General features: G+C 68.4%; 26 protein-coding genes. 14 read left to right on the top strand and 12 right to left on the bottom strand.

Annotated elements, in window-relative coordinates:
* Window positions 1-99 precede the first annotated feature (99 nt).
* Window positions 100-894 carry an SDR family oxidoreductase gene (locus tag LTV02_RS28740; RefSeq protein WP_408639268.1) on the bottom strand — a complete coding sequence of 265 codons (795 nt, stop codon included), beginning with the start codon at window positions 892-894 and terminating at the stop codon, window positions 100-102.
* 50 nt (window positions 895-944) lie between these two features.
* On the opposite strand from LTV02_RS28740, the gene LTV02_RS28745 reads away from it, so the two are divergent.
* The 5 genes from LTV02_RS28745 to LTV02_RS28765 all read left to right on the top strand — a co-directional run bounded on the left by LTV02_RS28745 (window position 945) and on the right by LTV02_RS28765 (window position 5,553).
* A complete protein-coding gene (locus LTV02_RS28745; protein ID WP_067718967.1) occupies window positions 945-1,709 on the top strand; it encodes an enoyl-CoA hydratase family protein in 765 nt (254 codons plus the stop codon).
* 5 nt (window positions 1,710-1,714) lie between these two features.
* Window positions 1,715-2,590: a CoA transferase subunit A gene (locus tag LTV02_RS28750; RefSeq protein WP_233034964.1), complete on the top strand. Its 876-nt coding sequence runs from the start codon at window positions 1,715-1,717 to the stop codon at window positions 2,588-2,590.
* Complete coding sequence (locus tag LTV02_RS28755; protein ID WP_233034965.1) at window positions 2,590-3,348, top strand: CoA-transferase subunit beta; 759 nt, start codon at window positions 2,590-2,592, stop codon at window positions 3,346-3,348. Before LTV02_RS28750 ends, LTV02_RS28755 begins: the two co-directional genes overlap by 1 nt.
* Window positions 3,345-4,430: an NAD(P)H-dependent flavin oxidoreductase gene (locus LTV02_RS28760; protein WP_233034966.1), complete on the top strand. Its 1,086-nt coding sequence runs from the start codon at window positions 3,345-3,347 to the stop codon at window positions 4,428-4,430. Before LTV02_RS28755 ends, LTV02_RS28760 begins: the two co-directional genes overlap by 4 nt.
* 256 nt (window positions 4,431-4,686) lie before the next feature.
* Window positions 4,687-5,553, top strand: a complete 867-nt coding sequence (locus tag LTV02_RS28765; RefSeq protein ID WP_233034967.1) for a metallophosphoesterase family protein — start codon at window positions 4,687-4,689, stop codon at window positions 5,551-5,553.
* 9 nt (window positions 5,554-5,562) lie between these two features.
* On the opposite strand, the gene LTV02_RS28770 is transcribed toward LTV02_RS28765, so the two are convergent.
* From LTV02_RS28770 to LTV02_RS28800, 7 genes are all read right to left on the bottom strand, one after another.
* Window positions 5,563-6,951 carry a uracil-xanthine permease family protein gene (locus LTV02_RS28770; protein ID WP_067718960.1) on the bottom strand — a complete coding sequence of 463 codons (1,389 nt, stop codon included), beginning with the start codon at window positions 6,949-6,951 and terminating at the stop codon, window positions 5,563-5,565.
* Between the two features lie 67 nt (window positions 6,952-7,018).
* Window positions 7,019-8,854, bottom strand: coding sequence for a multicopper oxidase family protein (locus tag LTV02_RS28775; protein WP_233034968.1), 1,836 nt, complete (start codon window positions 8,852-8,854; stop codon window positions 7,019-7,021).
* 104 nt (window positions 8,855-8,958) lie between these two features.
* Window positions 8,959-10,110 (bottom strand): acetyl-CoA C-acetyltransferase, encoded by a 1,152-nt coding sequence (locus LTV02_RS28780; protein ID WP_067718953.1) that lies wholly within the window; start codon window positions 10,108-10,110, stop codon window positions 8,959-8,961.
* A 59-nt stretch (window positions 10,111-10,169) separates the two neighbouring features.
* On the bottom strand, window positions 10,170-10,778 hold the full coding sequence (locus tag LTV02_RS28785; protein ID WP_067718950.1) for a TetR/AcrR family transcriptional regulator: 609 nt from the start codon (window positions 10,776-10,778) through the stop codon (window positions 10,170-10,172).
* Between the two features lie 48 nt (window positions 10,779-10,826).
* A complete protein-coding gene (locus LTV02_RS28790; protein WP_233034969.1) occupies window positions 10,827-11,516 on the bottom strand; it encodes a hypothetical protein in 690 nt (229 codons plus the stop codon).
* A gap of 272 nt (window positions 11,517-11,788) precedes the next feature.
* A complete protein-coding gene (locus tag LTV02_RS28795) occupies window positions 11,789-12,589 on the bottom strand; it encodes an SDR family oxidoreductase (RefSeq protein ID WP_233034970.1) in 801 nt (266 codons plus the stop codon).
* 20 nt (window positions 12,590-12,609) lie between these two features.
* Window positions 12,610-13,830 carry an acyl-CoA dehydrogenase family protein gene (locus LTV02_RS28800; RefSeq protein ID WP_233041736.1) on the bottom strand — a complete coding sequence of 407 codons (1,221 nt, stop codon included), beginning with the start codon at window positions 13,828-13,830 and terminating at the stop codon, window positions 12,610-12,612.
* Between the two features lie 70 nt (window positions 13,831-13,900).
* Here LTV02_RS28800 and LTV02_RS28805 point away from each other — a divergent pair, with 70 nt between their 5' ends.
* The 7 genes from LTV02_RS28805 (at window position 13,901) to LTV02_RS28835 (ending at window position 20,552) form a co-directional block, all read left to right on the top strand.
* Entirely contained in the window at window positions 13,901-15,448 is a 1,548-nt protein-coding gene (locus tag LTV02_RS28805; protein WP_233034972.1) for a FadD3 family acyl-CoA ligase, read from the top strand.
* The gene (locus tag LTV02_RS28810) at window positions 15,445-16,353 is read left to right on the top strand and encodes an enoyl-CoA hydratase (protein ID WP_233034974.1); all 909 of its coding nucleotides are present in this window, start codon (window positions 15,445-15,447) and stop codon (window positions 16,351-16,353) included. Before LTV02_RS28805 ends, LTV02_RS28810 begins: the two co-directional genes overlap by 4 nt.
* Complete coding sequence (locus LTV02_RS28815) at window positions 16,354-17,484, top strand: acyl-CoA dehydrogenase family protein (protein ID WP_233034976.1); 1,131 nt, start codon at window positions 16,354-16,356, stop codon at window positions 17,482-17,484.
* A gap of 10 nt (window positions 17,485-17,494) precedes the next feature.
* On the top strand, window positions 17,495-18,544 hold the full coding sequence (locus LTV02_RS28820; protein WP_233034978.1) for an acyl-CoA dehydrogenase family protein: 1,050 nt from the start codon (window positions 17,495-17,497) through the stop codon (window positions 18,542-18,544).
* On the top strand, window positions 18,541-18,768 hold the full coding sequence (locus LTV02_RS28825; protein WP_233034980.1) for a hypothetical protein: 228 nt from the start codon (window positions 18,541-18,543) through the stop codon (window positions 18,766-18,768). The genes LTV02_RS28820 and LTV02_RS28825 overlap by 4 nt, the downstream gene beginning before the upstream one ends.
* Window positions 18,765-19,808 carry an acyl-CoA dehydrogenase family protein gene (locus LTV02_RS28830; RefSeq protein ID WP_233034981.1) on the top strand — a complete coding sequence of 348 codons (1,044 nt, stop codon included), beginning with the start codon at window positions 18,765-18,767 and terminating at the stop codon, window positions 19,806-19,808. The genes LTV02_RS28825 and LTV02_RS28830 overlap by 4 nt, the downstream gene beginning before the upstream one ends.
* Before the next feature lie 114 nt (window positions 19,809-19,922).
* Window positions 19,923-20,552, top strand: a complete 630-nt coding sequence (locus LTV02_RS28835; RefSeq protein ID WP_233034982.1) for a hypothetical protein — start codon at window positions 19,923-19,925, stop codon at window positions 20,550-20,552.
* A 1-nt stretch (window position 20,553) separates the two neighbouring features.
* On the opposite strand, the gene LTV02_RS28840 is transcribed toward LTV02_RS28835, so the two are convergent.
* Both LTV02_RS28840 and LTV02_RS28845 read right to left on the bottom strand, forming a co-directional pair.
* On the bottom strand, window positions 20,554-21,456 hold the full coding sequence (locus LTV02_RS28840) for a hypothetical protein (protein WP_233034983.1): 903 nt from the start codon (window positions 21,454-21,456) through the stop codon (window positions 20,554-20,556).
* 10 nt (window positions 21,457-21,466) lie between these two features.
* The gene (locus LTV02_RS28845; protein ID WP_233034984.1) at window positions 21,467-22,864 is read right to left on the bottom strand and encodes an amino acid permease; all 1,398 of its coding nucleotides are present in this window, start codon (window positions 22,862-22,864) and stop codon (window positions 21,467-21,469) included.
* 163 nt (window positions 22,865-23,027) lie between these two features.
* Between LTV02_RS28845 and LTV02_RS28850 the strand changes: the two genes are divergently transcribed.
* Window positions 23,028-23,783 (top strand): DUF427 domain-containing protein, encoded by a 756-nt coding sequence (locus LTV02_RS28850; RefSeq protein ID WP_233034985.1) that lies wholly within the window; start codon window positions 23,028-23,030, stop codon window positions 23,781-23,783.
* 5 nt (window positions 23,784-23,788) lie between these two features.
* Here LTV02_RS28850 and LTV02_RS28855 read toward each other — a convergent pair whose 3' ends face one another.
* A complete protein-coding gene (locus tag LTV02_RS28855; RefSeq protein ID WP_233034986.1) occupies window positions 23,789-24,526 on the bottom strand; it encodes an SIR2 family NAD-dependent protein deacylase in 738 nt (245 codons plus the stop codon).
* A gap of 20 nt (window positions 24,527-24,546) precedes the next feature.
* The gene (locus tag LTV02_RS28860; protein WP_233034987.1) at window positions 24,547-25,461 is read right to left on the bottom strand and encodes an AraC family transcriptional regulator; all 915 of its coding nucleotides are present in this window, start codon (window positions 25,459-25,461) and stop codon (window positions 24,547-24,549) included.
* A gap of 133 nt (window positions 25,462-25,594) precedes the next feature.
* Between LTV02_RS28860 and LTV02_RS28865 the strand changes: the two genes are divergently transcribed.
* Entirely contained in the window at window positions 25,595-26,005 is a 411-nt protein-coding gene (locus LTV02_RS28865) for a cupin domain-containing protein (RefSeq protein WP_233034988.1), read from the top strand.
* The last annotated feature ends 13 nt before the right edge of the window (window positions 26,006-26,018 follow it).

Genomic DNA, 26,018 nt, shown 5'->3' on the forward strand with positions numbered 1-26,018 from the left:
CCCTCCAGACCCGGGCAAGCCACCTCGGCCGGAGCGGACCGCTCCACGGAGGCCGGGGAGAAGGGCGCGATTGGAGGTGGGGTTGCTCATGGGGCGGGGTCAGTGGCCGGAGACGGCGGGGACATCGGCGGTGGAAGCTTCCAGGAAGGCGGGTTTTTCGCCGCCGCCGTGTACCAGCAGGGAACCGCCGGTGATGTATTCGGCCAGGGGGGAGGCCAGGAAGGCGGCGGTGCGGCCGATGTCTTCGGGGGCGGCCATGCGCTGCATGGGGACGGTGCGGCTGACGGCGGCGATGCCGTCCTCGTCGCCGTAGTGCAGGTGGGAGGACTCGGTGTTGACCAGGCCGACGATGACGGAGTTCATCCGGACCTTGGGGGCCCATTCGACGGCGAGCGACGAAACCAGGCTGTCCACACCGGCTTTGGCGGCGCCGTAGGCGGCGGTGCCGGGCGACGGGCGATGGCCGGAGACGCTGGAGATCATCACGATCGAACCGCCGCGCTCCTGCTTCTGCATCACCTCGTTGGCGATCTGCGAAACCAGCAGGGGCGCCAGCAGATTCAGCTGCACGATCTTGGAGTGGAAGTTGGCGCTGGCGTCGGCGGCCAGGGCGAACGGGGCGCCGCCGGCATTGTTCACCACGGTGTCCAGCCGCCCGTACTTCGCCACGATCGCGTCGATCAGGCCGCGCACGGATTCCGGGTCCCGCACATCGCACGGCAGGAAGTCGATGCCCCGCCCGTTCGACTCGACCGGCACATCCGCCGGCCGGCGCGCGCAGGCGACCACGGTCGCGCCCGCATCCAGGAAAACGCGGGAGATACCGGCCCCGACGCCCCGGACGCCACCGGTGACCAGGACGACCGAGCCGGAGAGGTTCACTTCGATTGCCACCGTGCTAACCTACCAAGCACTTGCTTGTTTTGCCAACGATGGGACTTGCGATGGGGATCATCCGTCACACCGAAACCGAGGGCGTAGAAGTCGTCACTGTCGACTACCCGCCGGTCAACGCTCTGCCTTCCGACGGCTGGTTCGCCCTGGCCGACGCCGTCCGGGAGGCCGGGCGCAACCCGGAGACCCGGGTCGTGGTGCTGCGCGCCGAGGGACGCGGGTTCAACGCGGGTGTGGACATCAAGGAGATGAACGCCGACGTCGGGCACACCAAGCTGATCCGCGCCAACCACGGCTGCTTCGAGGCCTTCGCGGCCGTCTACGACTGCCAGGTGCCGGTCGTCACCGCCGTCAACGGCTTCTGCCTCGGCGGCGGCATCGGCCTGGTCGGCAACTCGGACGTGATCGTGGCCTCCGACGACGCCACCTTCGGCTTGCCCGAGGTGGACCGGGGCGCGCTGGGCGCCGCCACCCACCTCGCGCGCCTGGTGCCGCAGCATCTGATGCGGACCATGTTCTACACCGCGGGCACGCTGACCGCACAGCAGCTGCACCACTACGGTTCGGTGTTCAAGGTGGTGCCGCGCGCCGAACTCGACGCCGCCGCAATGGAAGTCGCCAAGAACATCGCCAACAAGGACGGCCGCGTGATTCGCGCCGCCAAGAAGGCGCTCAACGGCATCGACGTGCAGGACGTGCACCGGTCCTACCGCTTCGAGCAGGGCTTCACCATGGAGCTCAACCTCGCGGGCGTGGCCGACGAGATTCGCGCGCGCTTCGACGACGACATCGCGGCGCAGAAGAAGGGGAAGTAAAAGCCATGCGCGACAAGCGGATGACGCTCGACGAGATCGTCGGCGAACTGCGGAGCGGAATGACCATCGGACTCGGCGGCTGGGGTTCCCGGCGTAAGCCGATGGCGCTGGTGCGGGCCATTCTGCGTTCGGATATCAAGGATTTGACGGTCGTCACCTACGGCGGACCGGATCTGGGTCTGCTGTGCTCGGCGGGCAAGGTGCGAAAGGCCTACTACGGCTTCGTATCTCTCGATTCCGCGCCGTTCTACGACCCGTGGTTCGCCAAGGCGCGCACCGAGGGCGCGATCACCGTGCGCGAAATGGACGAAGGCATGGTGAAGTGCGGTCTGCAGGCCGCCGCCGCGCGCCTGCCGTTCCTGCCGATCCGCGCCGGATTGGGTTCGGCCGTAATCGATTTCTGGGAGGGCGAACTGCAGACCGTGCAGTCGCCGTACCCGACCGAGGGCAAGAACGAGACCCTGGTCGCCATGCCGGCGCTGGAGCTGGACGCCGCCTTCGTGCACCTGGATCTGGGCGACAAGCACGGCAATGCCGCCTACACCGGCGTCGATCCGTACTTCGACGACCTGTACGCTCTCGCCGCCGAGAAGCGCTACCTGTCGGTGGACAAGCTGGTCGAGACCGAGGAACTGGTGAAAGCCGTTCCGCAGCAGGCCATCATCCTCAATCGCATGATGGTCGACGGTGTGGTCGAGGCCCCCGGCGGCGCGCACTTCACCTTCTCCGGCTCCTACGGGCGCGACGAGAAGTTCCAGCGCCACTATGTCGAGGCCGCCAAGACGCCCGAGTCGTGGGCCGAGTTCAAGGCGCGCTACCTGGATGTGTCCGAGGACGAGTACCAGGCCGCCGTTCGCGCGTTCGCCGAGGAGCAGAAGTAATGAGCGAGACCACCACGATTACTCGGGCCGAGATCTGCGTTGTCGCGGCCGCCGAGATCTTCCGGGGCGCGGGCGAGATCATGGCCAGCCCCATGTCGACCGTCACCACCATCGGTGCGCGGCTGGCGCGCTTGACCTTCGAGCCGGATCTGCTGCTGTCCGACGGTGAGGCGCTGTTCTTCGCCGAGGTCCCGGCCATCGGCGGCAAGGCGCCCATCGAGGGCTGGATTCCGTTCTCCAAGGTGTTCGACGTGGTCGCCTCCGGGCGCCGGCACGTGGTGATGGGCGCGAACCAGCTGGACCGGTTCGGCAACCAGAACCTCTCGGCCTTCGGTCCTTTGCAGCAGCCGACCCGGCAGATGTTCGGTGTGCGCGGCGCGCCGGGCAACACCATCAACCACGCCACCAGCTACTTCGTGCCCAAGCACAACAAGCGGGTATTCGTGGACCAGGTCGATATCGTGTCCGGAATCGGTTATGACAAGGTCGATCCCGAGAACCCGGCCTACCGGTTCCACCACCTGCATCGCGTGGTGTCGAATCTGGGCGTCTTCGACTTCAACGGCCCGGATCACACCCTGCGCGCGCTGTCGCTGCACCCGGGCGTGAGCGCCGACGAGGTCGCCGAGAACACCTCCTTCGAGGTCGCCGGGCTGGCCGAGGCGGGCGAAACCCGTTTGCCCACCGAGGAAGAGCTCACCATCATCCGTACGGTGCTGGACCCCAAGGGCTTCCGGGAGAAGGAAGTGACGGCATGACCGCGCAGCGGCTGCGGACTCCGCTGACCGAGCTGGTCGGCATCGAGCATCCGATCGTGCAGACCGGTATGGGCTGGGTCGCCGGTCCGGGTCTGGTCGCGGCCACCGCCAATGCGGGCGGCCTCGGCATTCTGGCCTCGGCCACCATGAACCTCGACGAGCTCGAGGTGGCCATCGCCAAGACGAAGGCCAAGACGGACAAGCCTTTCGGCGTGAACATTCGCGCCGACCTGTCCGACGCCGAGGATCGCTGCGACATGATGATCCGCGAGGGCGTCAAGGTGGCCTCCTTCGCGCTGGCTCCCAAGAAGGAGCTCATCGCGAAGCTGAAGGACAACGGCGTGGTCGTCATGCCGTCCATCGGCGCGGCCAAGCACGCGGTGAAGGTGGCCTCCTGGGGCGCGGACGCGGTGATCGTGCAGGGCGGTGAAGGCGGCGGCCACACCGGCTCCGTCGCGACCACCCTGCTGCTGCCGAGTGTGCTGGACGCCGTGGACATTCCGGTGGTCGCCGGCGGCGGCTTCTTCGACGGCCGCGGCCTCGCCGCCGCGCTGTCCTACGGTGCGGCCGGCGTCGCCATGGGCACCCGCTTCCTGCTCACCCAGGACAGCTCGGTGCCGGATTCGGTGAAGCAGGAGTACCTGACCCGCGGGCTGCAGGACACCACCGTGTCGGTCAAGGTCGACGGCATGCCGCATCGCGTGCTGAACACCGAACTGGTGAACAAGCTCGAGCACTCCGGCCCGATCCGCGGGCTGTACACCGCCCTGGTCAGCGCCGCCAAGTTCAAGCACATGACCGGCATGAAGTGGACGACCATGGCCCGCGAGGGCCTGAACACCCGCAAGCACAAGGACCTCACCTGGTCCCAGGTGGTCATGGGCGCGAACACCGCCATGCTGCTCAAAGCCGGTCTGGTGGACGGCAATACGCAGGCGGGCGTGCTGGCCTCCGGTCAGGTGGCGGGCATCATCGACGATCTGCCGACCGTGCAGGAACTCGTCGACCGCATCATCGTCGACGCCGTGGCCCGCATCGACAGCCTGGCCTCCTTCAAGGTGACGGACTCCGCCACCGCCTGACCGACCTCTCATCCAGCGCCGCGGACCGTACGCCCCGCGGCGCCCCGGACTGCGCGTCCCGACACAATCGGCCGCGCAACCCAGCGGATCCGGCCGAACACCCGGATCCGTCTGCGCGACCGCCGAACCCCCGGTCGCGCACGAGCCGCCCCCGGATCCTCTCGCCCGGGGGCGGTTTTCGTGCGTTGGGCGCCCCGGGATCCGGCACGGGCTAATTGTGCGTGACGGGACGGCGGCGGGCTGCGACCATGTGGCCATGGGGAATGTCTTGATTGTCGGGGATATTCATGGGAACACCGCGCACGCGCTGCAACTGATCCAGGTCGCGACGCGGCAGGACTGCGCGCGGGTGTTCGCCGTGGGGGATTTCGGGGCCTGGGAGCACATGCACTCGGGGCGGCGCTACTTCGATGTGGTGAACAAGGCGGCCAAGCGGGCCGGGGTGACCGTGTACTTCCTGGACGGGAACCACGACAAGAGTTCGTTGCTGCACGAGCTGTACGGCGAACGCCGGGACGAGGAAGGGTTCCTGGTGTGCCGCAAGTTCCTGCGGTACGCGCCGCGGGGACACCGATGGACCTGGGAGGGAACCACTTTCGCGGCCTTCGGCGGGGCGCGCTCCACCGACAAGGGGTGGCGGCTGGCCCGGGAGGCGCGCAAGGAGGAGCAGGCCGCGCGGCACCGGCGCTACGGATCGGGGCGGAAGCCGATGACGGCGGGCACGCTGTGGTTTCCCGAGGAGGAGATGACCGACGACGAGCTCGACGAGCTGCTGATCGCCGACGCCTCCCCGGTGGATGTGCTGCTGTCCCATGACAAGCCGCGCGCCACCGAACCCAAGTTCAATCGCAAGAACAAGCCCGAGTGCTTCCCGAACCAGGACCGGATCCAGAAGGTCGTGGAGACGCTGCGGCCGGGCCTGCACGTACACGGGCACCTGCACTACCGGTACACCGAGATGCTGCCGTGCGGGGACGGGCGGTGGACGCGGGTGGAGGGGCTCGCGGCCGATCCGGAAGCCTCACAGCATCCGGCGTACGCGAGCGACCATTCGTGGACGGTGCTGGCGCTGCCCTATATCGCCGAGGCCGGCGAGCTGATGAGCGAACCGGCGGCGGGCTGAGTCACCGGATCACGGCTTGCCGCCGGCCTCGTCGTAGGAGGAGGTCCCCTCGTCCAGCAGGGGCTCCTCCCCCTTGAAGTGGGCGGGGGCGAAGACCCGCAGCACGTGGTAGCCGGTGATGACGACCAGCGTGCCCAGGGCGATGCCGCTCAGGGTGAAGTTGTCGGTGAACTTCATGCTGACATTGCCGATGCCGATGATCAGGCCGGCGGCCGCGGGCACCAGGTTCAGCGGATTGCGTAGGTCCACCTTGGCGTTCGTCCAGATCTGCGCGCCGAGCAGGCCGATCATGCCGTACAGGATGACGGTGATGCCGCCGAGCACGCCGCCCGGAATGGCCGCGACGATGGCGCCGAACTTGGGGCACAGGCCGAACAGCAGGGCGAAACCCGCTGCGGCCCAATAGGCGGCGGTCGAGTACACCCGGGTGGCCGCCATGACGCCGATGTTCTCGGAGTAGGTGGTGTTGGGCGGGCCGCCGACCGCGGTCGAGAGCATCGAACCCACACCGTCGGCCGCGATGGCGGTGCCCAGCTTGTCGTCCAGATTGCGCCCGGTCATCTCGCCGACGGCCTTGACGTGCCCGGCGTTCTCGGCGACCAGGGCGATCACCACGGGCAGGGCGACCAGCACGGCCGACCATTCGAACGAGGGCGCGTGCAGCTGCGGCAGGCCGATCCAGTCGGCCTGGCCCACCGCCGAAAGATCCAGTCGCCAATGGTCGGTCACCGCGCCGCTGCCGTCGGCCGAATGGATCTTGCCGAACACCCGGTCCAGCACCCACGACAGCCCATAGCCGAAGATCAGGCCGAGGAAGATCGCGATGCGCGCGAAGAATCCGCGCAGCGCGACCACGGCCAAACCGGTGAAGAGCATGACCAGTAAGGCCGTCCACTGATCCTGCGGCCAGTAGGTGGAGGCCGTCACCGGGGCCAGATTGAAGCCGATCAGCATGACCACCGCACCGGTGACCACCGGCGGCATGGCGGCGTGAATGATCCGCGCCCCGAACTTCTGCACCGCCAAACCGATCAGGAACAGCGCCGCGCCGACCGCCAGGCACGCGCCGGTAACCGTAGCGCTACTGCCGCCCTGGGCGCGGATCACCGCGGCCACCCCGACGAACGAGAGCGAGCACCCGAGGTAGCTCGGCACCCGGCCCTTGGTCGCGAGCAGGAACACGATGGTCGCGACGCCCGACATCATGATGGCCAGATTGGGGTCCAGCCCCATCAGCACCGGTGCCACGAAACTCGCCCCGAACATGGCGACCACGTGCTGGGCGCCCAGGCCGATGGTGCGCGGCCAGGTCAGCCGCTCGTCCGGCGTGACGACCACGCCGGGCGCGGGCGTGCGCCCGTCCCCGCCGTGCAGCTTCCAGCGGACACCCAGATCCATACCAGCCCGCTTTCTCATGAGTTCGGGAAACGATCCCGGACATCGTAGTTCGGGCAAACCTCCGGCGTCAGTCGGACATGACCCGGATGCGCTGCATCATGTCGTGGTCGGCGTGGTCGAGGTTGTGGCAGTGCCAGACGTAGCCGCGGATCTCGTCGTGCGCGCCGGCATGGGCTGCGCCGTGGGCGGATTCGGACGGGGAGATGGCTTCCGCGTCATGCGGGACGGTCAGGACGGCGTCCGGATCGAAGCCGAGTTCGGCGACGGACGGCCAGTGCACGACGACGCGGGTGATGGTGTCGGTCGGGCATTCGACCGTGTCCTTCCAGCCGTACTCCCACGGCGGCGGGAGCTGCTGCGGGGTGAAGGCGTACGCGTCCGCCGAAGGGGCCCAACGGGTTCCGTACGCGGGCGGATAGTTATTGGCCCAATACAGCGAGGTGAGGATGGGCTGGCGGCCCAGTACACGCATGCGGGCCAGGTGGATGTGGATCGGGTGATCGAAGGGGGTGGTGTTGACGATGTCCCACTGTTCGACGGTGCCGGCCCGGGCCATGTCGATGTCGTCGCTCAGGAAGGCGAGATTGTTCAGCGACATCAGGGTCGGGAAGACGGCGGCGCTGCGCGAATCGTCGTTGAGGCCGATCAGGGTCATGGTGCGGACCGGGCCGGGCGGATAGACCGGGTCCAGCAGGTCCGGGAGTCCGGGAGCGCCCCGGAGGCGGACTGGAACGACGGCGGGCGGGCCGTCGCCGCGGACCGAGAAACGCATGATGCGGCGCAGTTCGGGAGCCATGAACACGGTATTGCCCAGGTCGTTCTTGGCGGTATTGATCAGCTCCACCTCGGCGCCGTCGCCCAGGAAGCTGAAATCGACCAGCAGGTCGACTCTTTCGCCGGGACTGACCCGGATCGACGGGGTGGGCACCGGGGCGTCGAGCAGGCCCAGATCGCCGCCGATGGCGTAGAACGGCATGCCATTGTCGAACTCGAAAATGTATGGGCGGGAATTGGATCCGTTGAGCACCCGGAAGCGGTAGACGGTCCGGCGGACGGGCAGGAACGGCCACACCACGCCGTTCACACAGCACACGTCACCGAATTGCCCGGATTGGTTGTAGCCCTCCGGGATGTAGGTCGCGGTCATCGGCTGCACGCTGCCGTCGGCGTTGAAGGTGCGATCCTGCACGATGAGCGGGATCTCGAACTCACCGGCGGGCAGGCCCAATGGATTGTCGGCCGCGCCCGTGTCGAAATCGTCTCGTACGTAATACATTCCGGCGAGCCCGGCTTGAATGTTCAGCCGGGTGATCCCCATGGCGTGATCGTGATACCAGAGCGTGGCGGCTTCCTGCCGATTGCCGAATTCGAAGTGCGCCCGGCCGCCGTTGCGGTAGCCGATGAGCGGATGACCGTCCGAGTCCGGGGCGTTCTCGCCGCCGTGCAGGTGCACGGTGAATCGCGGATCGGTGCGATCCAGCTCGGTGACGCCGTGCATGGTGAGATCGACGTGCGCGGCCAGCGGGTGCGCACCGAGCTCGTTGCGGAAGCTGAGGTGCGCCGACCGCCCCTGCCGCGCTTCGAGATTCGGGCCCAGCACCGACCGGCCGAAACCCCAGGCCCGGGTCTCCGGCAGGTCGCGGTGATATTTGTGCATCCCCGCCAGGGCCGCCAATTCCCCTGCCGCGGCCCGGGTTTCGATAATGGGCAGCTCGTCCACGAAGGGCGCCAGCACCGGCGAGTGATAGTTCAGCGGCGTGATCGGCGGCGGGTTGATCGGCGGCACCGGCAGCGGGAACGGCGGCAGCGGGGAGGGATCGGCGAAGGCTTTCGCGCCGACGCCGAGCCCGAGAGCGGCGAGGGCCCCCAGCAGGAACCCCCGTCTCGGCAGGTTCTCGCCCATGATCTTGCTGATTCTCCACGCGGAATCAGCGGCGGCCGGGGGCTCTCGCTTTTTCGTTATACAAATGGTCCATTGACCTGAAATAGCCTCAGGTCAGCGGGAACTCAGCCCAGGCGCTCGATAATGGTCACGTTCGCGGTGCCGCCGCCCTCACAGATGGTGAGCAGGCCGTAGCGGCCGTTGACCCGCTCCAGCTCGTTGAGCAGCGAGGCGAACAGCTTGGCGCCGGTCGCGCCCAGCGGGTGGCCGAGCGCGATGGCGCCGCCGTTGCGGTTGACCTTCTCCGGGTCCGCGCCGGTTTCCTTCAGCCAGGCCAGCACGACCGAGGCGAAGGCCTCGTTGATCTCGATGACGTCGATGTCGTCGATGGTCAGGCCGGTCTTCTCCAGCGCCCACTTGGTGGCCGGGATCGGCGCGGTGAGCATGTAGATCGGGTCCGCGCCGCGCGCGCTCACGTGGTGGATGCGAGCGCGCGGGGTCAGGCCGTATTCGGCGACCGCCCAGTCCGAGGCGAGCAGGGTGGCCGACGCGCCGTCGGAGATCTGCGAGGCCAGCGCCGCGGTGATGCTGCTGCCCGGGGCCAGCGGCTGCAGGCCGGCCATCTTCTCCAGGGTGGTCTCGCGCGGGCCCTCGTCGATCCAGAAATCGCCCACCGGGACGATCTCGTTGTCGAACTTGCCCTCCACGATGGCCTTGCGAGCGCGCTCGTGCGAACGCAGCGCCCACTCCTCCATATCGCGGCGCGAGATGCCCCACTTCTCGGCGATCATGTGGGCCGAATTGAACTGCGTCACTTCGCCGGTGCCGTAGCGGTGGTCCCAGCCGTGCGCGCCGACGAACGGCGAGTCGAAGCCGTACTGCTGGCCCGCCAGCATGGCCGCCGAGATCGGGATGGCGCTCATGTTCTGCACGCCGCCCGCCACCACGATCTCATTGGTGCCGGCCATGATGGCCTGCGCCGCGAAGCCGATCGCCTGCTGCGAGGAACCGCACTGCCGGTCCACGGTCACGCCGGGGACGTGCTCCGGGTAGCCGGCCGCCAGCCAGGCGGTGCGGGCGATATTGCCGGCCTGCGGGCCGATGGTGTCGCAGCAGCCGAACACCACGTCCTCGACGAACTGCGGGTCGAGCTTGTTGCGGCCCATCAGACCGTTCAATGCCGCCGCGCCCAGATCGGCCGGGTGCACGCTCGCGAGCGAACCGCCGCGCTTGCCGACGGCGGTGCGCACGGAGTCGATCACGTACGCCTCCCGCATGGGCGCGTACTGGCGGCGGGACGGTGCAGACATTCTGAACTCCTACTGCTGGGCTGGAACTATGCGCGCGCGGCCGGGGCGGTGAGCCCGTCGAGCACGATGGTGAGGTACTGCTTGGCGAGGGCGTCGACGGTGATCCGGCCGCCGGGCTGATACCAGCGCACCGACACCCAGACGGTGTCGCGCAGGAACCGGTAGGCCAGTTCGATATCCATCTCGGGGCGGAAGCTGCCGTCCTCGACGCCGTTGGCGAGCACCTGGTGCCAGAGTTCGCGGAACTCCTTGTTGTACTCGTCGATGTAGCCGAATCGCGGTGTGCCGCTGAGGCGTTTGGCCTCGGCCTGGTAGATGGCGACGGCGGCGTGGAATTGATCGAACGATTCGTAGGACGCGATCACCAGGGCTTCGAGGATGTCGCGGGCGGGCAGGCCCGAGCCGACGATCTCGCGGTAGCGGCCGAAGAGGTCGTCGAGGAAGCCGCGCAGAATCTCGTCCACCATGGCTTCTTTGGAATCGAAGTGGTGGTAGAGCGACCCGGATAGAATCCCGGCGGCGTCGGCAATGTCACGAACCGTGGTCGCGCGCAGTCCCCGCTCGGCGAAGAGGTTGGCGGCAAGACCGAGCAGCTCGTTACGACGTGCTGATTTCGTCGGGTCTGGTGAGGTCACTCCGCCAATATACAACCAAGCATTTGCTTGGTCCACCGAGGTTCCCGTTCAGCGCACGGAATATCGCAAGGGCGACGACACCGACAGGTCCGCTAGCAGGCGGTCGCAGATGATGATCGGGGAGACGCCGGCGCGGGCCATGCGGGCCACCAGGGCCAGTCTGCGTTCCGGGCTGTCCCATTCGACGGTGAGGGGGTCGCGGCCGGGACCGGCGTCGACGGTTGCCATGACGCGGGGCGGGCCGCCGTCGTCGTTGGGTTCCTCGATTATTTTCAGGACCATCCCGCGTTGCCAGGCCCGATATGTCTCCATATCGGCGCCGACGACCAATTTGTCGGTGGCATCGCACAATCCCTTGGCGATGTTGTCGGCGAAGGTGAGACGGTCGGCGTGCTGACGCTGGCTGGCGCGGACGACTTCCAGGAGATCCGCCCGTACTTCACACAACAGCGCCGTGCGTTTGCGACGGCGCCGTTGCGCATCGGAGTCGGAATACCCGACCGCCCGGGACAGGCCCAGGCGGCGCGCCCGGTCGCGATCGCGGATCATGTCCTCGCGCAAGGCCGCGCGCGGATCGCGGGCGACATCGCTCTCGTCGACCACGTGCTGTTCCAGGATCTGCGCGGCCCGCATGGCGGTGGCGCGTTCGGAGTCGTGCTCCAGTAGCTCCGCACCCAGGGTGAGCGCGGCCAGCACGGCATTGTCGAGTCTTCGGCGCGCGAGCACGACCTCGCGCACGAGCTCGAGTTCGAATTCCTCGTGGCCTTGTTCGGGGGTTGATTGTTGACGGCGATCCGGACCCATGGGTCGTGCCCTTCGACTATGCGGAACCGGCCTAACCCAGAATGGCACAACGCCCCGCACGCCGCGCCACCCAATTTTTATTCGGTCGGAAATAGGCACTGCCGCGCCCCCTGGGGAACGCGGCAGTGAGAAAACCTGCGACCGGACGACACAGCTTTTCGCTTTGCCCGAACGCACTAATTCAGTTGTGCGAGTGCAATTTCGATTCAGGCGCGCTGGCTCGAAATCGACACCACCTCACCGGTGAGGTAGGTGGTGTAGTCGCTCGCCAGCATGGCGATGGTCGCGGCGACCTCCCACGGCTCGGCGGCACGGCCGAACGCCTCGCCGGCGGCCAGGCGATCGAGGAGATCGGCGGAGGTGACCTTGTCCAGGAAGGCGTGACGGGCGATGGACGGGGCCACCGCGTTGATGCGCACGCCGTACTCGGCGGCCTCGACGGCGGAGCAGCGGGTGAGCGCCATGACGCCGGCCTTGGCGGCGGCGTAATGGGCCTGGCCGTGCTGGGCGCGCCAGCCGAGCACGGAGGCGTTGTTGACGATCACGCCGCCGTGACCCGCCTCGCGGAAGTACTTCAGCACCGCGCGGGTGGCGCGGAAGGTGCCGTTGAGGGTGATGTCAAGGACCTTGTCCCACTGCTCGTCGGTCATGTCGACCACGGGCACCTCGCCGCCGAGACCGGCATTGTTGACCATGATGTCGATGCGGCCCAGCGCGGCCACGGCCCCGGCGATCAGCGCGTCGACCTGCTCGGTGGAGCTGACGTCGCACGGCACGGAAGCGATTCGGCGGTCCGGGAATTCGGCCTTCAGCGCCTCTTCGGTCTCCTTGAGCCGGCGCTCGTGCCAGTCGGAGACCACGACGTCCGCGCCCTCGGAGAGCAGGCGGCGCGCGGTGGCCGAACCGATGCCGGTACCGGCGGCGGCGGTGACAACCGCGGCCTTGCCGGCCAGCAGGTTGTGGCCACCGACGATTTCGGGGGCGATGGACAGATCAGCTGCGTTCATTGGTCGTTCGCTCCGCTCACTCACGGTCGAGCCTCTCGGGGAAGTCCGAGCACGCGCTCGGAGATGATGTTGCGCTGCACTTCGTTGGAGCCGCCGTAGATGGTGTCGGCCCGGCTGAAGAGGAACAGCCGCTGCCAGGCATTGAGATCGTCGTCCTTGGCGTCGGCGATGAGCCCCGGCGCGCCCAGCACGTCCATGGCCAGCTCGCCCAGATCGCGATGCCAGTTGGCCCACAGCAGCTTGGTGACCGAGGCCTGCCCCGCGGCGGTGCGGGCATCGACCGATGCGCCGTCGTGGCCGGACTCCAGGGTGCGCAGCACGTGGGCGCGCAGCACGCGCAGACCCACCCAGGCCCGGTCCAGGCGGGCGGCGATGATCGGATCGTCGATGGAACCGTTCTCGCGGGCGACCACTTCCAGATCGGCCAATTCGCGCGCGTAGCGGATCTGCTGGCCGACGGTGGAGATGCCGCGCTCGAAGGTGAGCGTGCCCATGGCGACCTTCCAGCCGTCGCCGGGCTGCCCCACCACCAGATCGGCGGAGGTGCGGGCGTCGGAGAAGAACACCTCGTTGAATTCCGCGGTGCCGGTGAGCTGGATGATGGGCCGCACCTCGACACCCGGCTGCTTCATGGGAACCAGCAGGTAGGACAGGCCGTGGTGACGGCTGGAGCCCTTCTCGGTGCGAGCCACCACGAAGCACCAGTCGGACAGGTGCGCGAGCGAGGTCCAGACCTTCTGGCCGTTGATGACCCACTCGTCGCCCTCGAGCTGGGCGGAGGTGGTGACGGCGGCCAGGTCCGAGCCCGCGCCCGGTTCGGAGTAGCCCTGGCACCAGAGTTCGGTGACATTGCGGATGCCGGGCAGGAACCGCCGCTTCTGCTCTTCGGTGCCGAAGGCGATGACGGTCGGGCCGAGCAGTTCCTCACCCAGGTGCGAAACCCGGCTCGGCGCATCGGCCTTGGCGTATTCCTCGTGGAAGATGACCTGCTGGCGCAGGGTGGCGTCGCGGCCGCCCCACTCCTTGGGCCAGCCCAGGCAGGTCAGTCCGGCGGCGGCCAGGGCGCGGTCCCATTCGAGACGCTCCTCGAATGCCTCGTGTTCGCGCCCGGGACCACCCAGACCGCGCAGCTCGCGGAACTGGCCGTTCAGGTTCTCGGCCAGCCATTCCCGCACTTCCGTGCGGAACTCGGCGTCCTCGCGGGCCTCAGTCCCGGTGGCCGGTTCGGGGGTCTGGATCATGCTCACGTCGGTAGAGTAACCTACCAAGCACTTGCTTTGTTAGACCCATTCCCGGACGGCAGGAACTCCCGTGACATCTCCTCCGCAGACCACACCGCTCGCCCTGCACGCGGCCGCCGCCACCTACGGTGAGGCGCCCGCTGTCGGCGATGGTGCTGTCCGTCTGAGCTGGTCGCAACTGCTGGACTCGGTCCGTGAGACCGCGCGTGCGCTCATAGCGCGCGGTATTCAGCGGGGCGACCGCATCGGCATCTGGGCGCCCAACACCCACCACTGGGTGACCGCGGTGCTCGCCACGCATTACGTCGGTGCGGCCATCGTTCCGCTGAACACGCGCTATGTGGCGGACGAGGCGGCGGATGTGCTGTCGCGGGTGGACGCCAAGGCGCTGTTCATCGCGGGCACCTTCCTGGGACGCGACCGGCTGAGCGAACTGCGGGCCGCCGCACCGGAACTCGGCATCGAGACGGTCGTCGTGATCCCGTCCGAGACCGAGGAGCCGGTGGCCGACGCCATCGTGTGGTCGGAGCTGGCCAAGCTCGCTGAGGCGGTCAGCCTGGAAGACGTTGTGGCGCGGGCCGAATCGGTGCGGCCGGACGATCTGTCCGACATCCTCTTCACCTCCGGCACCACCGGGCGCAGCAAAGGCACCTTGATCGCGCACCGGCAGGCGCTGGCGGGCGCGCGGGCCTGGGCCGAGTGCGCGACGCTGAACCAGAGCGACCGGTACCTGGTGGTGCCGCCGTTCTTCCACAACTTCGGTTACAAGGCAGGCATTCTCGCGTGCCTGGTGACCGGTGCGAGCGTGATCCCGCAAGCCACCTTCGACGTGCCGGAGACCATGCGACTGGTGCACGACGAGGGCATCACCGTGCTGACCGGGCCGCCGACCATCTATCAGACGATCCTCGAGCATCCGGCGCGCCACGATGCCGATCTGTCGTCGCTGCGGGTCGCGGTCACCGGTGCGGCCACCGTGCCGGTCGTGCTCATCGAAAGAATGCGCAGCGAACTGCGATTCGATGTGGTGCTGACCGCGTACGGGCTGTCGGAGTCCGGTGGTTTCGGCACCATGTGCCGCCCGGAGGACGACGCGGAGACCATCGCCAATACCTGCGGGCGGGCCATCGGCGACTTCGAGATCAAACTGGCCGACAATGGCGAGCTGCTGATCCGCGGGTCGCAGGTGATGCTGGGCTACCTCGACGATCCGCAGGCCACCGCGGACACCATCGACAAGGACGGCTGGCTGCACACCGGCGATGTCGCGATCATCGACGAGCGCGGGTATCTGAAGATCACCGACCGGCTCAAGGACATGTACATCTCCGGCGGGTTCAATGTGTACCCCGCCGAGGTGGAGCAGGCCCTGGCCCGCCTGGAGGGCGTGGCCGAGACCGCCGTCATCGGTATCGAGGACGAGCGCATGGGCGAGGTCGGCAAGGCGTTCGTGGTGCGCAAGCCCGGCTCGGCGCTGACCACCGAAGACGTGGTGGCGCATGCCAAGACGCTGCTCGCCAACTTCAAGGTGCCGCGCTTCGTGGAGTTCCGCGACGCGCTGCCCTACAGCGCCGCCGGGAAGGTGCTCAAGCGGCAACTACGTGAGGAGAAGGCGTGAGCCAGGAACTGGGACCCGTTCCCGATGAGGGCGAGGTCGTCCTCTACGAGAAGCGGGGGCCGATAGCGGTCGTCACCCTGAACCGCCCGGACTACCGCAACGCGCAGAACTCGGTCATGACCTATGCGCTCGACGCCGCTTTCACGCGCGCCGTCGAAGACGCCGAGGTCAAGGTGATCGTGCTCGCCGGGGCCGGAAAGCATTTCAGCGCCGGGCACGATATCGGGACGCCGGGACGCGATCACCACATCTCCTACGAGAACAAGGCCGTCATGTGGTGGGACCACGTGGACCGGCCGGGCGGCGATCAGCGGTTCGCCCGCGAGTCCGAGGTGTACCTGGGCATGTGCCGGCGCTGGCGGGAGATCCCCAAGCCGACCATCGCCATGGTGCAGGGCGCGTGCATCGCGGGTGCGCTCATGCTGGCCTGGTCCTGCGACATGATCGTGGCGTCCGAGGATGCGTTCTTCTCCGATCCGGTTGTGCGCATGGGCATTCCGGGCGTCGAGTACTTCGCGCACCCGTGGGTACTGGGGCCGCGCCGCGCCAAGGAGATCCTTTTCACCGGTGAACGCTTCACCGCCGCACAGGCTTACGAGTGGGGCATGGTGAACCGCGTTGTGCCGCGCGAGGAACTGGAATCGCACACCATCGCGCTCGCCGAGAAGATCTCGGAGATGCCGCAATTCGGGCTGGCGCTCACCAAGAAGGCCGTCAACCAGTGCGAGGACCTGATGGGTATGCGCGCCGGCATGGATTCCGTGTTCGGGCTGCACCATTTCGCGCACGCCCACAATGCCGAAATCGGCTCCGGCTCGCTCGGCGGCATGGACGCCAAGTCGATGAAGGCGGCCGCGGTGAGCCGGGAATCAGATGCCGCTACCGAGAGGAACGGGGCCAAGTAAGTGGATCTCGAATTCGACGCCAAGACCGAGGAATTCCGCCGCGAGGTGCGGGAATTCCTGGCCGCCAACGTGCCCGCCGAACCGCTGCCGTCCATGGACACCGAGGAGGGGTTCGAGGCGCACCGGGCGTGGGAGGCCAAGCTGGCCGAGGCCCGGCTGTCCTGTGTGGCCTGGCCCGCCGAATACGGCGGCCGGGACGCCTCGCTGACCGAATGGGTCATCTTCGAGGAGGAGTACTACGCGGCGGGTGCGCCGGGTCGCGTCTCCCAGAACGGCATCTTCCTGCTCGCGCCGACCCTGTTCGAGCACGCCACCCCGGAGCAGCTGGCCCGGTTCCTGCCGAGAATGGCTCGCGCCGACGACATCTGGGCGCAGGCGTGGTCCGAGCCGGAGGCCGGGTCCGATCTGGCCGGTATCCGCTCCACCGCCAAGCGCACCGAGGGCGGCTGGCTGCTCAACGGGCAGAAGACCTGGAGCTCGCGGGCCTCGTTCGCGGACTGGGGTTTCGGGCTGTTCCGCAGTGATCCGGAGGCCGAACGGCATCGCGGGCTCACCTACGTGATGTTCCCGCTGACCGCGGAAGGCGTGACCGTGCGCCCGATTCCGCAGCTGGACGGCGAGCCGGGCTTCGCGGAGATCTTCCTCGACAATGTTTTCGTGCCGGACTCCGATGTGATCGGCGAGGCCAACAACGGCTGGAAGGTCGCCATGGCGACCTCCAGCAACGAGCGCGGGCTCTCGCTGCGCTCCCCCGGCCGGTTCAACGCCACCGTCGTGAAGCTGATCGAGCTGTGGAAGTCGGCGGCCGCCGACACCGATACCGCCATCGGCGATCGCGTGGTGGACGCCTGGGTCGGGGCGGAGGCGTACCGGCTGAACACCTGGGCCACCGTCACCCGGCTGGCCGAGGGCGGTCAGCTGGGCGCGGAATCCTCGGTCAACAAGGTGTTCTGGTCCGAACTGGACATCGCCATGCACGAAACCGCGCTGGACCTGCACGGGGCCGCCGCCGAACAGGAATCCGCCTGGACCGACGGCTTCCTGTTCTCGCTCGCGGGCCCGATCTACGCGGGCACCAACGAGATTCAGCGCAATATCATCGCCGAACGCCTGCTCGGCCTGCCGCGGTAAGGGAGACGACATGCGATTCGCATTGACCGCAGAACAGCACGACTTCGCCGCCAGCCTGCGCAAGATGGGCGAGGCCGCCAAGACCCCGGGCGTCGTCCGGGCTTGGGGCGCAGGCGATTCCGCCGCCGGGCGCGCGCTCATCGGCCAGCTGGCCGAGGCGGGCGCGCTGGGCCTGACCGTCACCGAGGAGAACGGCGGCTTCGGCGCCGGTCCGGTGGAGCTCATCGTGGCCTTCACCGAGATCGGCCGCGCCGCCGTGCCGGGCCCGCTGGTGGAGACCGCCGCCGCGATTCCCGCACTGCTGCAAGCCCTTCCGGACGGTGCGCTCGCGGCCGAATGGCTGCCCGCCTTCGCCGAGGGGGCCAAGCTCGGCACGCTCGCGCTGAGCACCGCCGCGGGCGTGATCGGTTCCGCCGCTTCGGCGTCCGGGGACCGCGTGGCGCTCGACGCCGACCTGGCCGATCTGGTCCTGGTCGCCGACGGTGACAAGCTCTCCGCCGCGACCGCCGGTGACCTGGTGAAGTCGGTGGACGCGGCCCGTCGCCTGTTCACCGTCACCCCCGGCGAGACCCTGGCCGAGGGCGCGGACGTCGCCGCGGCGATCGAAACCGCCTTCGACACCGCCGCGCTCGCCGCCGCCGCGCAGCTGCTCGGCGCGGGCCGCTCGCTGCTCGACATCAGCGTCGAATACGTGAAGCAGCGCCAGCAGTTCGGCACCCCGATCGGCCGCTACCAGTCGATCAAGCACCATCTGGCCAATGTCTCCATCGCCCTGGAGATGGCCCAGCCGCTGCTCTACCGCGCCGCCCTCACCCTCGAAGGCGACGCCGACGTGCAGACCCGCGCCCGCGACATCTCCGCCGCCAAGCTGGCCTGCGGCGAAGCGGCGTACCAGGCGGCCCGTATCGCCCTCCAGGTGCACGGCGCCATCGGCTACACCGCCGAGTGCGATCTGTCCCTGTGGCTGACCAAGGTCACCGCGCTGCGTTCGGCCTGGGGTACCCCGGCCGAACACCGCGCCCGCATCGCCGCCGCCCTGCGCGCGGGCAACGTGGCATGAGCATCTCGGCGGCCGGGGCGACCCGCAGGCTCGAACGCTCCTGCGCCGAGGGCGGATTCGCGTCACTAGCCGGATGGGCGGCGCGCACTCTCGTCCGCGCCGACGGTCCGACCGGCCGCCCGGAGGCACCCAGCGCGGCGCACGACCCGCGGCGCGCCGCAGAGGACTACACCGCGCCGGCTTCGGCCGCGCACCATTTCGATACGACGGGAGCGAATGCGTGAGCATCACGGCCGAACAGCAGGAACTCGCCACCACTGTGCGCGCGGTGCTGGCCAAGCACGGGGACAGCGCGGCTATGCGGCGTGGGCTGGAGGGCGAACGCGGGTACGACGAGCAGCTGTGGACGTTGCTGTGCGAGCAGGTCGGGGTTGCGGCGCTGGCCGTTCCGGAGGAATTCGGGGGCGTGGGCGTCGGGCTGACCGAGTCGCTGCTGGTGGTGGAGGAGCTCGGGCGGACGCTCGCGGCTCCGCCGATGCTGGGGTCGGCCGTGCTGGGCGTGCAGGCGCTGCTGCTGGCCGGGAATGCCGAGGCCAATGCGCGGCTGCTGCCGGAGGTGGCGGAGGGGGCTCGTACCCTGGCGCTGTGCTGGGCCGGGGTACGGGGATGGGAGTCGTTCGGCGTTGCCGTCGACGGCGAAACCCTCTCGGGCTCCGCCCATTACGTTGTCGACGGCGCGCACGCGGACACGCTGCTGGTGCTCACCGACTCCGGGCTGTTCGAGGTGGACGGCGAGGCCGCGGGCGTCACCCGCACCATCGTGGTCACCCAGGATCCGACCCGTCGCCTGGCGCGCATCGACTTCGAGAACGTCACCGGCCGGGCGCTCGGCGCGCTCGATGTCACCCGTTTGCGCGAGATCGCCTGGGCCGCAGTGGTGGCCGAGCAGCTCGGGGCGGCCGAGCAGTGCCTGGACATGACCGTCGAGTACTCGAAGTCGCGGGTGCAGTTCGGGCGGCCGATCGGCAGCTTCCAGGCGTTGAAGCACCGGATGGCCGATATGTACGTGCTGGTGGAGTCCACGCGTTCCATTGCCTACCTGGCTATTTCGGGTCTGGCCGCGGGGCATGTGGATCCGATCGATATCGCGTCGGCGCGGCTGCACGCCATCGACACCTTCAACGCCGTGGTGTCGGAGACGGTGCAGATGCACGGCGGCATCGCCATCACCTGGGAGCACGACGCGCACCTGTTCTTCAAGCGCGCACACGCCGACGCACAGCTGTTCGGCACCCCGGCGCGTCCGCTGGCCCGCCCGGCCTGACGCGACGATCCATCGGAACGGGAGCCCGGCACGACGCCGGGCTCCCGTTTCTCATTGCCGGGCAACGACCTTGCTCATACCCTGGGAAACATCGTGACCTGGGGAGGGCGGGCTATGAGCACTGCTGGCGAGGAGATACGCAAACTGGTCACGCGCGCCCAGAGCTTCACCTCCTCCGGCGAACACGACCGCGCCGCCGCCCAATGGCAGGAGGTCATGGCGATCGTGCTGAAAGCCAATGCGCTCGAACCGAATCGGGACTACGTGCGCGCGCAGTTCGCCTATACCCGGGCCCGCACCGAACGCGCCGGGGAGGCCGTCGGCGCGGAAACCTGGCGCGATCTGATGACCATGGCCGAACGGGTGCTGGGCCCGAACGATCGCGAAACGCTGTGGATCCGGCTGCGCGAGGCCGAATGGCGGCGCAAGCGAGCCACGTCCAAGGCCACCGCCCGCACCGCCAAATCGGCGATCACCACGCTGCTCGCGGACTGCCGCGCCGAACTCGGCCTGCACGACGCCGTGACCGTTCGCGCCGCCAAACTGGAGGCCGAGGTCGACCGGGATATCGCCCGGCTGCCCCGTTCCCCCGCGCTGCGCCCGGCCCTCATCGCCACCGGTGCCCTGGCCGGCGCCGGCGCGTTCGTGGTCCTCGGACTGATCTCGCCGGCGCTGCTGGCCGGCGTCATGACCATGATCGGCATTGTCGGCCTGATCGTGCTGCTGGCCGAGTACCACCGCTGATTCAGGCCGAATGCCTCGCGATGTGGTCGCGGTACACCTGGTACGCCGGTTTCGGGGTGTAGTCGTCGCGCATGAGCCCGAAGCGGTGGAAAAGGCCCGGCTTCGCCGTGTCGGCGTCGCGTAGCGAGAAGTGGTGGTACGCACCGAGATCGTGCTGGGCCACCACTTCGAGGATGCCCGCCAGCACCTCGGCCTGCCGGGCTTCGGAGCGTTCCGGGCCGGTGGGCCAGCCGTTCTCGGTCAGATGCAGTGGAATGTCCACGGACAGTCCGGCATTGGCGAGCAGATCGCGATGCATGCCGAGCAGCCAGGACAGCGCGGCGGCGGGGTCCTCGGCGGGCATGAACACGTCCGGGAAGGCGTCGAGCCCGACGTAGTCCAGTGCCGCCACGAACCCCGGCCCGCCCTCGGTGACCAGGTCCTGAACGAAGCTCGCGGCGGGGCCGAAGAGCGGCGTGGTGTTGAAGCCGATACGGAAACCCTGTCCCGAGAACGCCTGCACGCCTTCGATAATGGCGCGCCGGACATTCGGGTAGTCGCCGTCCAGGGTGGCATTGCCCACCACATTGGGCTCCTCGGTGATCTGCAGCGTGGCGATGCGATCCCCGTAGTCCCGCACCAGATGCGACAGGAAGCACAGATACCCCGGCACGTCACCGGACCGGGACTGGAACTGCGCGACCAGGTCGAGTTTGCGGCCCGCCGTGGCGTAACGCCCGAAATCGGCCGGGTTGCAGAAGGATTCCTCGCCCGCGTCCTTGAACGCGGTGTAGACCCGCACCACCGTCACGCCGAGATCGTCGAGCGCGGCCTCGACGGCGGCCGGATCGTCCGGTTTCCCGGTCGCCAAGCCGCCGGCGTCGTCACCGCTGACACCGCCTGGATAGATGCCGAAGTCGGTCATCCTTCCCAGATTAGTGGTGCAGCACCTCGACCTCGCGGACCGGGGGCTTGCGTCCGAACCGCTTGCGCAGCGGGTAGATCGCGGCCACGAACAGCAGGCTGACGGTGGAGGCGATGAGCTGATTGCGCTGGTCCGGATTGCGCGCCATGGCGATGAAGACCGCGCAGATGGCGATGATGACCGCCCAGCTCAGGTACGGGTAACCCCACATGCGATAGGTGAGCGCGGACGGGTCCTCGCGCCGCAGCCGGGCGCGCAGGCGCAGCTGGGAGGCCATGATCGCGACGTAGACGAAGGCCAGCACCACGCCGATGGAGTTCACCAGGAAGGTGAAGACCTGATCCGGGGAGACGTAGGAGGCGATGACCGCGCCCCAGGCCGCCACGGTGCCGAGCAGCACCGCCCGGGCGGGCACGCCGCGCTTGTTGACCTTGACCAGCCCGGCCGGGGCATCGCCGTCGCGGGTCAGCACGTAGAGCATGCGCGAGGACACGTAGATGGCCGAGTTCAGCACCGACAGCACCGCGGTGAGGATCACGACCTGCATGATGGTGCCCGCCGCCGGCACGCCCATCCGGTCCAGGGCGCTCACGAACGGGCTCTTCAGCACCTGGGCGTCGTTCCACGGCAGGATGGTCACCACCAGGAAGATCGAGGCCACGTAGAACAGGCCGACCCGCCACAGCACATTGTTGGTGGCGCGGGCCACGGCCTGGCCGGGCTCCTTGGATTCGGCGGCCGCGACCGTCACGATCTCGGTGCCGCCGAAGGCGAACATGACCACCACGATGGCCGAGAAGATGCCCGCGATGCCATTGGGCGCGAAGCCGCCGTGCCCGGTCAGATTGTGGAAGCCGCTCTCCGCGTCCGGCCACAGCCCGAACACCCAGGCCAGTCCGAGCGCCAGGAAGATGACGATGGCGACGACCTTGATCGAGGCGAACCAGAACTCGAACTCGCCGAAGGACCGCACCGACACCAGATTGACCGCGGTCATGACGATCAGCAGCGCCGCCGACAGCACCCACTGCGGCAGGTCGATCCAGCTGGACAGGATGGCCGCCCCGGCCACGGCTTCCGCGCCGACCAGGATGACGTAGAGGTACCAGTACAGCCAGCCGATGGTGAAGCCGGCGAACGGGCCGAGCGCCATGCGGGAGTATTCGGCGAGCGAGCCGGCGACCGGGCGGGCCACCACCATTTCGCCGAGGGCGCGCATGACGCAAAGCACCAGCAATCCGGCGGCGGCATAGGACAGAATGGCCGCCGGGCCCGCGGTGCCGATCACCGAACCGGAGCCGACGAACAGCCCCGCGCCGATCGCGCCGCCGATGGCCAGCATCGTCATATGACGCCGTCGCAGTCCGGTCCGCAGTCCCTGCTGCTCGACGGTGCCGGTTTCCGACATCTGACCACCTTCAGGTTTGTTGCTCGAGTGTTGCCAGACCACCCTATCCAGGCAGGTCAGCGGGCAGAAATCGCAGGTGCGCATGAGTGCCGCGCACAGCGGCGCGGCGATGCGAATTCCGTTCCCGGACTGCCCCTTTCCGGCCGGAGTACCGTCGGGAGGTATGACCGAATCGAATCCCGGTTTCCAGGCTCGGGTCGAACCGAGCGCCAAACGGGTACGCGTCTACCTGGGCGGTCACCTGGCCGCCGACTCGCTCGCGCCCCGGCTGGTGTGGGAGCACCCGTACTACCCGACCTACTACCTGCCCGCCGATGACGTGCGCGCCAAGCTCGAACCGACCGGTCGCCCGCACGACTCGGCGGTCTTCGGCCCGGGACTCGAATTCGACGTGGTGGTCGGCGACGTGGTCGCCCAGGGCGCGGCCGTGCGCTACCTCGACTCCGCGGTCGAGCCGGTGCGTGATCTGGTGCGCCTGAAGTTCGACGCCATGGACCAGTGGTTCGAGGAGGACGAGCCCATCTACGTGCATCCGCGCGATCCCTACAGCCGGGTCGACATCCTGGGTTCGTCCCGGCACATCCGGGTGGAGCTGAACGGGCAGACCCTGGCGGATTCGCACGCCCCGCGCATCCTGTTCGAGACCGGGCTGCCCGCGCGCTACTACCTGCCGCTCACCGATGTCCGGCTGGACCTGCTGACCGCCTCGGACACCGAGACGCAATGCCCGTACAAGGGCACCGCCGAATACTGGAACGTCCGCCTCGGCGAGGACGAGTTCCCGGATCTGGTGTGGATCTACCGCACCCCGCTGCCGGAGAGCCAGAAGGTCGCGGGCCTGGCCTGTTTCTACAACGAGAAGGTCGACATCTACATCGACGGCGAACTGCAGGACCGCCCGCAGTCCCCGTTCAGCTGAATCCGCTACTCGCCCAGCAGTTCCGACACCAGTCGCGGCAGCGCCTCGCCGATCGGATCCCGGACCACCTCGGCGGCGTACACGTCGTACGGGGTGGGCTCGGCATTGATCACGATCAGGTCCGCGCCGGCGTCCACCGCCACCGCGCACATCGAGGCCGCCGGTTCCACCTGCAGCGACGAGCCGACGGCAATGAAGATCTCGCTGGTTTCGGCGATATCCACCGCGGCCCGAATGGATTCGGGCACCAGCTGCTGGCCGAACATGATCACCCCGGCCTTCAGGATGCCGCCGCAGTCCGGGCAGTCCGGATCGGGCTCGCCGGCGGCCACCCGCGCCAGCGTGGTCTCCATCGAGGTGGTGAATTCGCAGTCGATGCAGACCACTTCGAACATATTGCCGTGGATCTCCACCACCCCGTCCGAGCCGGCCCGCTGATGCAGCCGGTCGATGTTCTGGGTGATGATGCCGACCTGCCGCCCCGCCGCGGCCAGCCGCACCAGCGCCTGATGCGCGGCGTTCGGCACCGCGCGCCAGGCCGGATTATCGCGGCGCGCCAGCCAGGCCCGCCGCCGGAGTTCCGGATCGGCCACGTAGTTCTGATAGGTGGAAAGCAGTTCCGCGATGGGATCTTCGGTCCACACCCCGCGCGGCCCGCGGAAATCCGGGATGCCGGAATCGGTGGAGATGCCCGCTCCGGTGAGCACTCCGATCGGACCTTTGCGCGCACGCCAATCCGTCATTCGCCCCAGCCTAGTGCGATTCACACCGCGATGACCGCAGGTTTTTCCTCCGCCCGCCGGTATTGCCCTGGGGCCAGCCCGTATTCGCGCTTGAACGCCTTGGCGAACGCGAATTCGGACTGGTAGCCGACCTTGCGGGCGATGCTCGCCAGTGGCGTATCGCTCTCCCGCAGCAGGCGGGCGGCCGTGAGCATGCGCCAGCGGGTCACGTACGACAGCGGCGGCTCCCCCACCGTGGCGGTGAACCGCCGGGCCAGGGTGGCGCGCGAAACCCCCGCCACGACACTGAGTTCCGGCACGGTCCAGGCCCGGTCCGGCGCATCGTGAATGGCCCGCAGGGTGACCGCGACGGCCGGATCGGTGAACACGCCCGCCCAGCCGGACTGGGTTTCGGCCTGCTCGTCGAACCAGGCGCGCAGCAGGAACAGCAGCATGGTGTCGAGCAGCGCGGGAATGGCGGCGTCGGCGCCCGGTCGCGGTTCGGCGATCTCCCCCGCCAGCAGGTCCACGGCGGCGCGCAGGGCCGGATGCCGCCCGGGCCGGGCCGGCAGATGAATGAACTCGGGTAGTTCGTCCAGCAATGGGTGACTGCGCTGCCGCCCGAGTTCATAAGCCCCGCACACCAGTACGGTCCGCGCGCCCGGTCCGACGATCTCGCGCGGCTCGCCCGGCCGCGCCACCTCGGTGATCGGCGTGCCGAGCTGATCGACGATGTCGTGGTGCGCGCCGCGCGGCATGAACAGCACGTCGCCGGCCCCGAGCGCGATGGGCTCACCGTCGGGCGGCAATACCCAGCACGAACCTTGCAGCACCACATGGAAACTCGCCCCCGGCACCCGCGGATAACTCCGCCCCCACGGTGCGTGACGCACGAACATCCCCGACGCGGGGTCGCCGGTGCGAATAGCCGCTATGGTCTCGCTCAAGATGTCCACATGCCGAACCTACCACTCTCTCAATGAGAGCATCAGGCATTGTTTCACCAGAAGAATCTACCGGAACACTCATCTTTCCCGAGAATCACGCACCGAGCGGCATCGGGCGGCGCGCCGGTCTACGTTCGGAGGAATGAGCGATGAGAGGCCCGCGCTGGCCGCCGCATTGGATCTGCGTCCGCATCCGGAGGGCGGGTGGTATCGGGAAACCTGGCGCAACGGAGTGGAATTCGAGCCGAAGGGCTATGACGGGCCGCGCGCGAGTGCGACGGCGATCTACTTCCTGCTGCTGCCGGGTGAGGCGTCCGCACCGCATACGGTGAAATCGGACGAGATCTGGTTGTGGCACGGGGGTGGTCCGCTGTTGCTGGACATCGGGGGTGAGGAGGTCGTCCTCGGGCCCGATGTCGAGCGCGGGCAGCGGCCCCAGGCGGTGGTTCCCGGTGGGGTGAGCCAGGCCGCCCGCCCGGCGGGCGACGAGCACGTGCTGGTGAGTTGTGTCGTCGCACCGGGATTCGACTTCGCCGACTTCCGATTCGGGTGAATCGGAGCCGCGG

Origin of the sequence: Nocardia yamanashiensis, from assembly GCF_021183565.1 — a bacterium.
Classification (GTDB): Bacteria; Actinomycetota; Actinomycetes; order Mycobacteriales; family Mycobacteriaceae; genus Nocardia; species Nocardia yamanashiensis.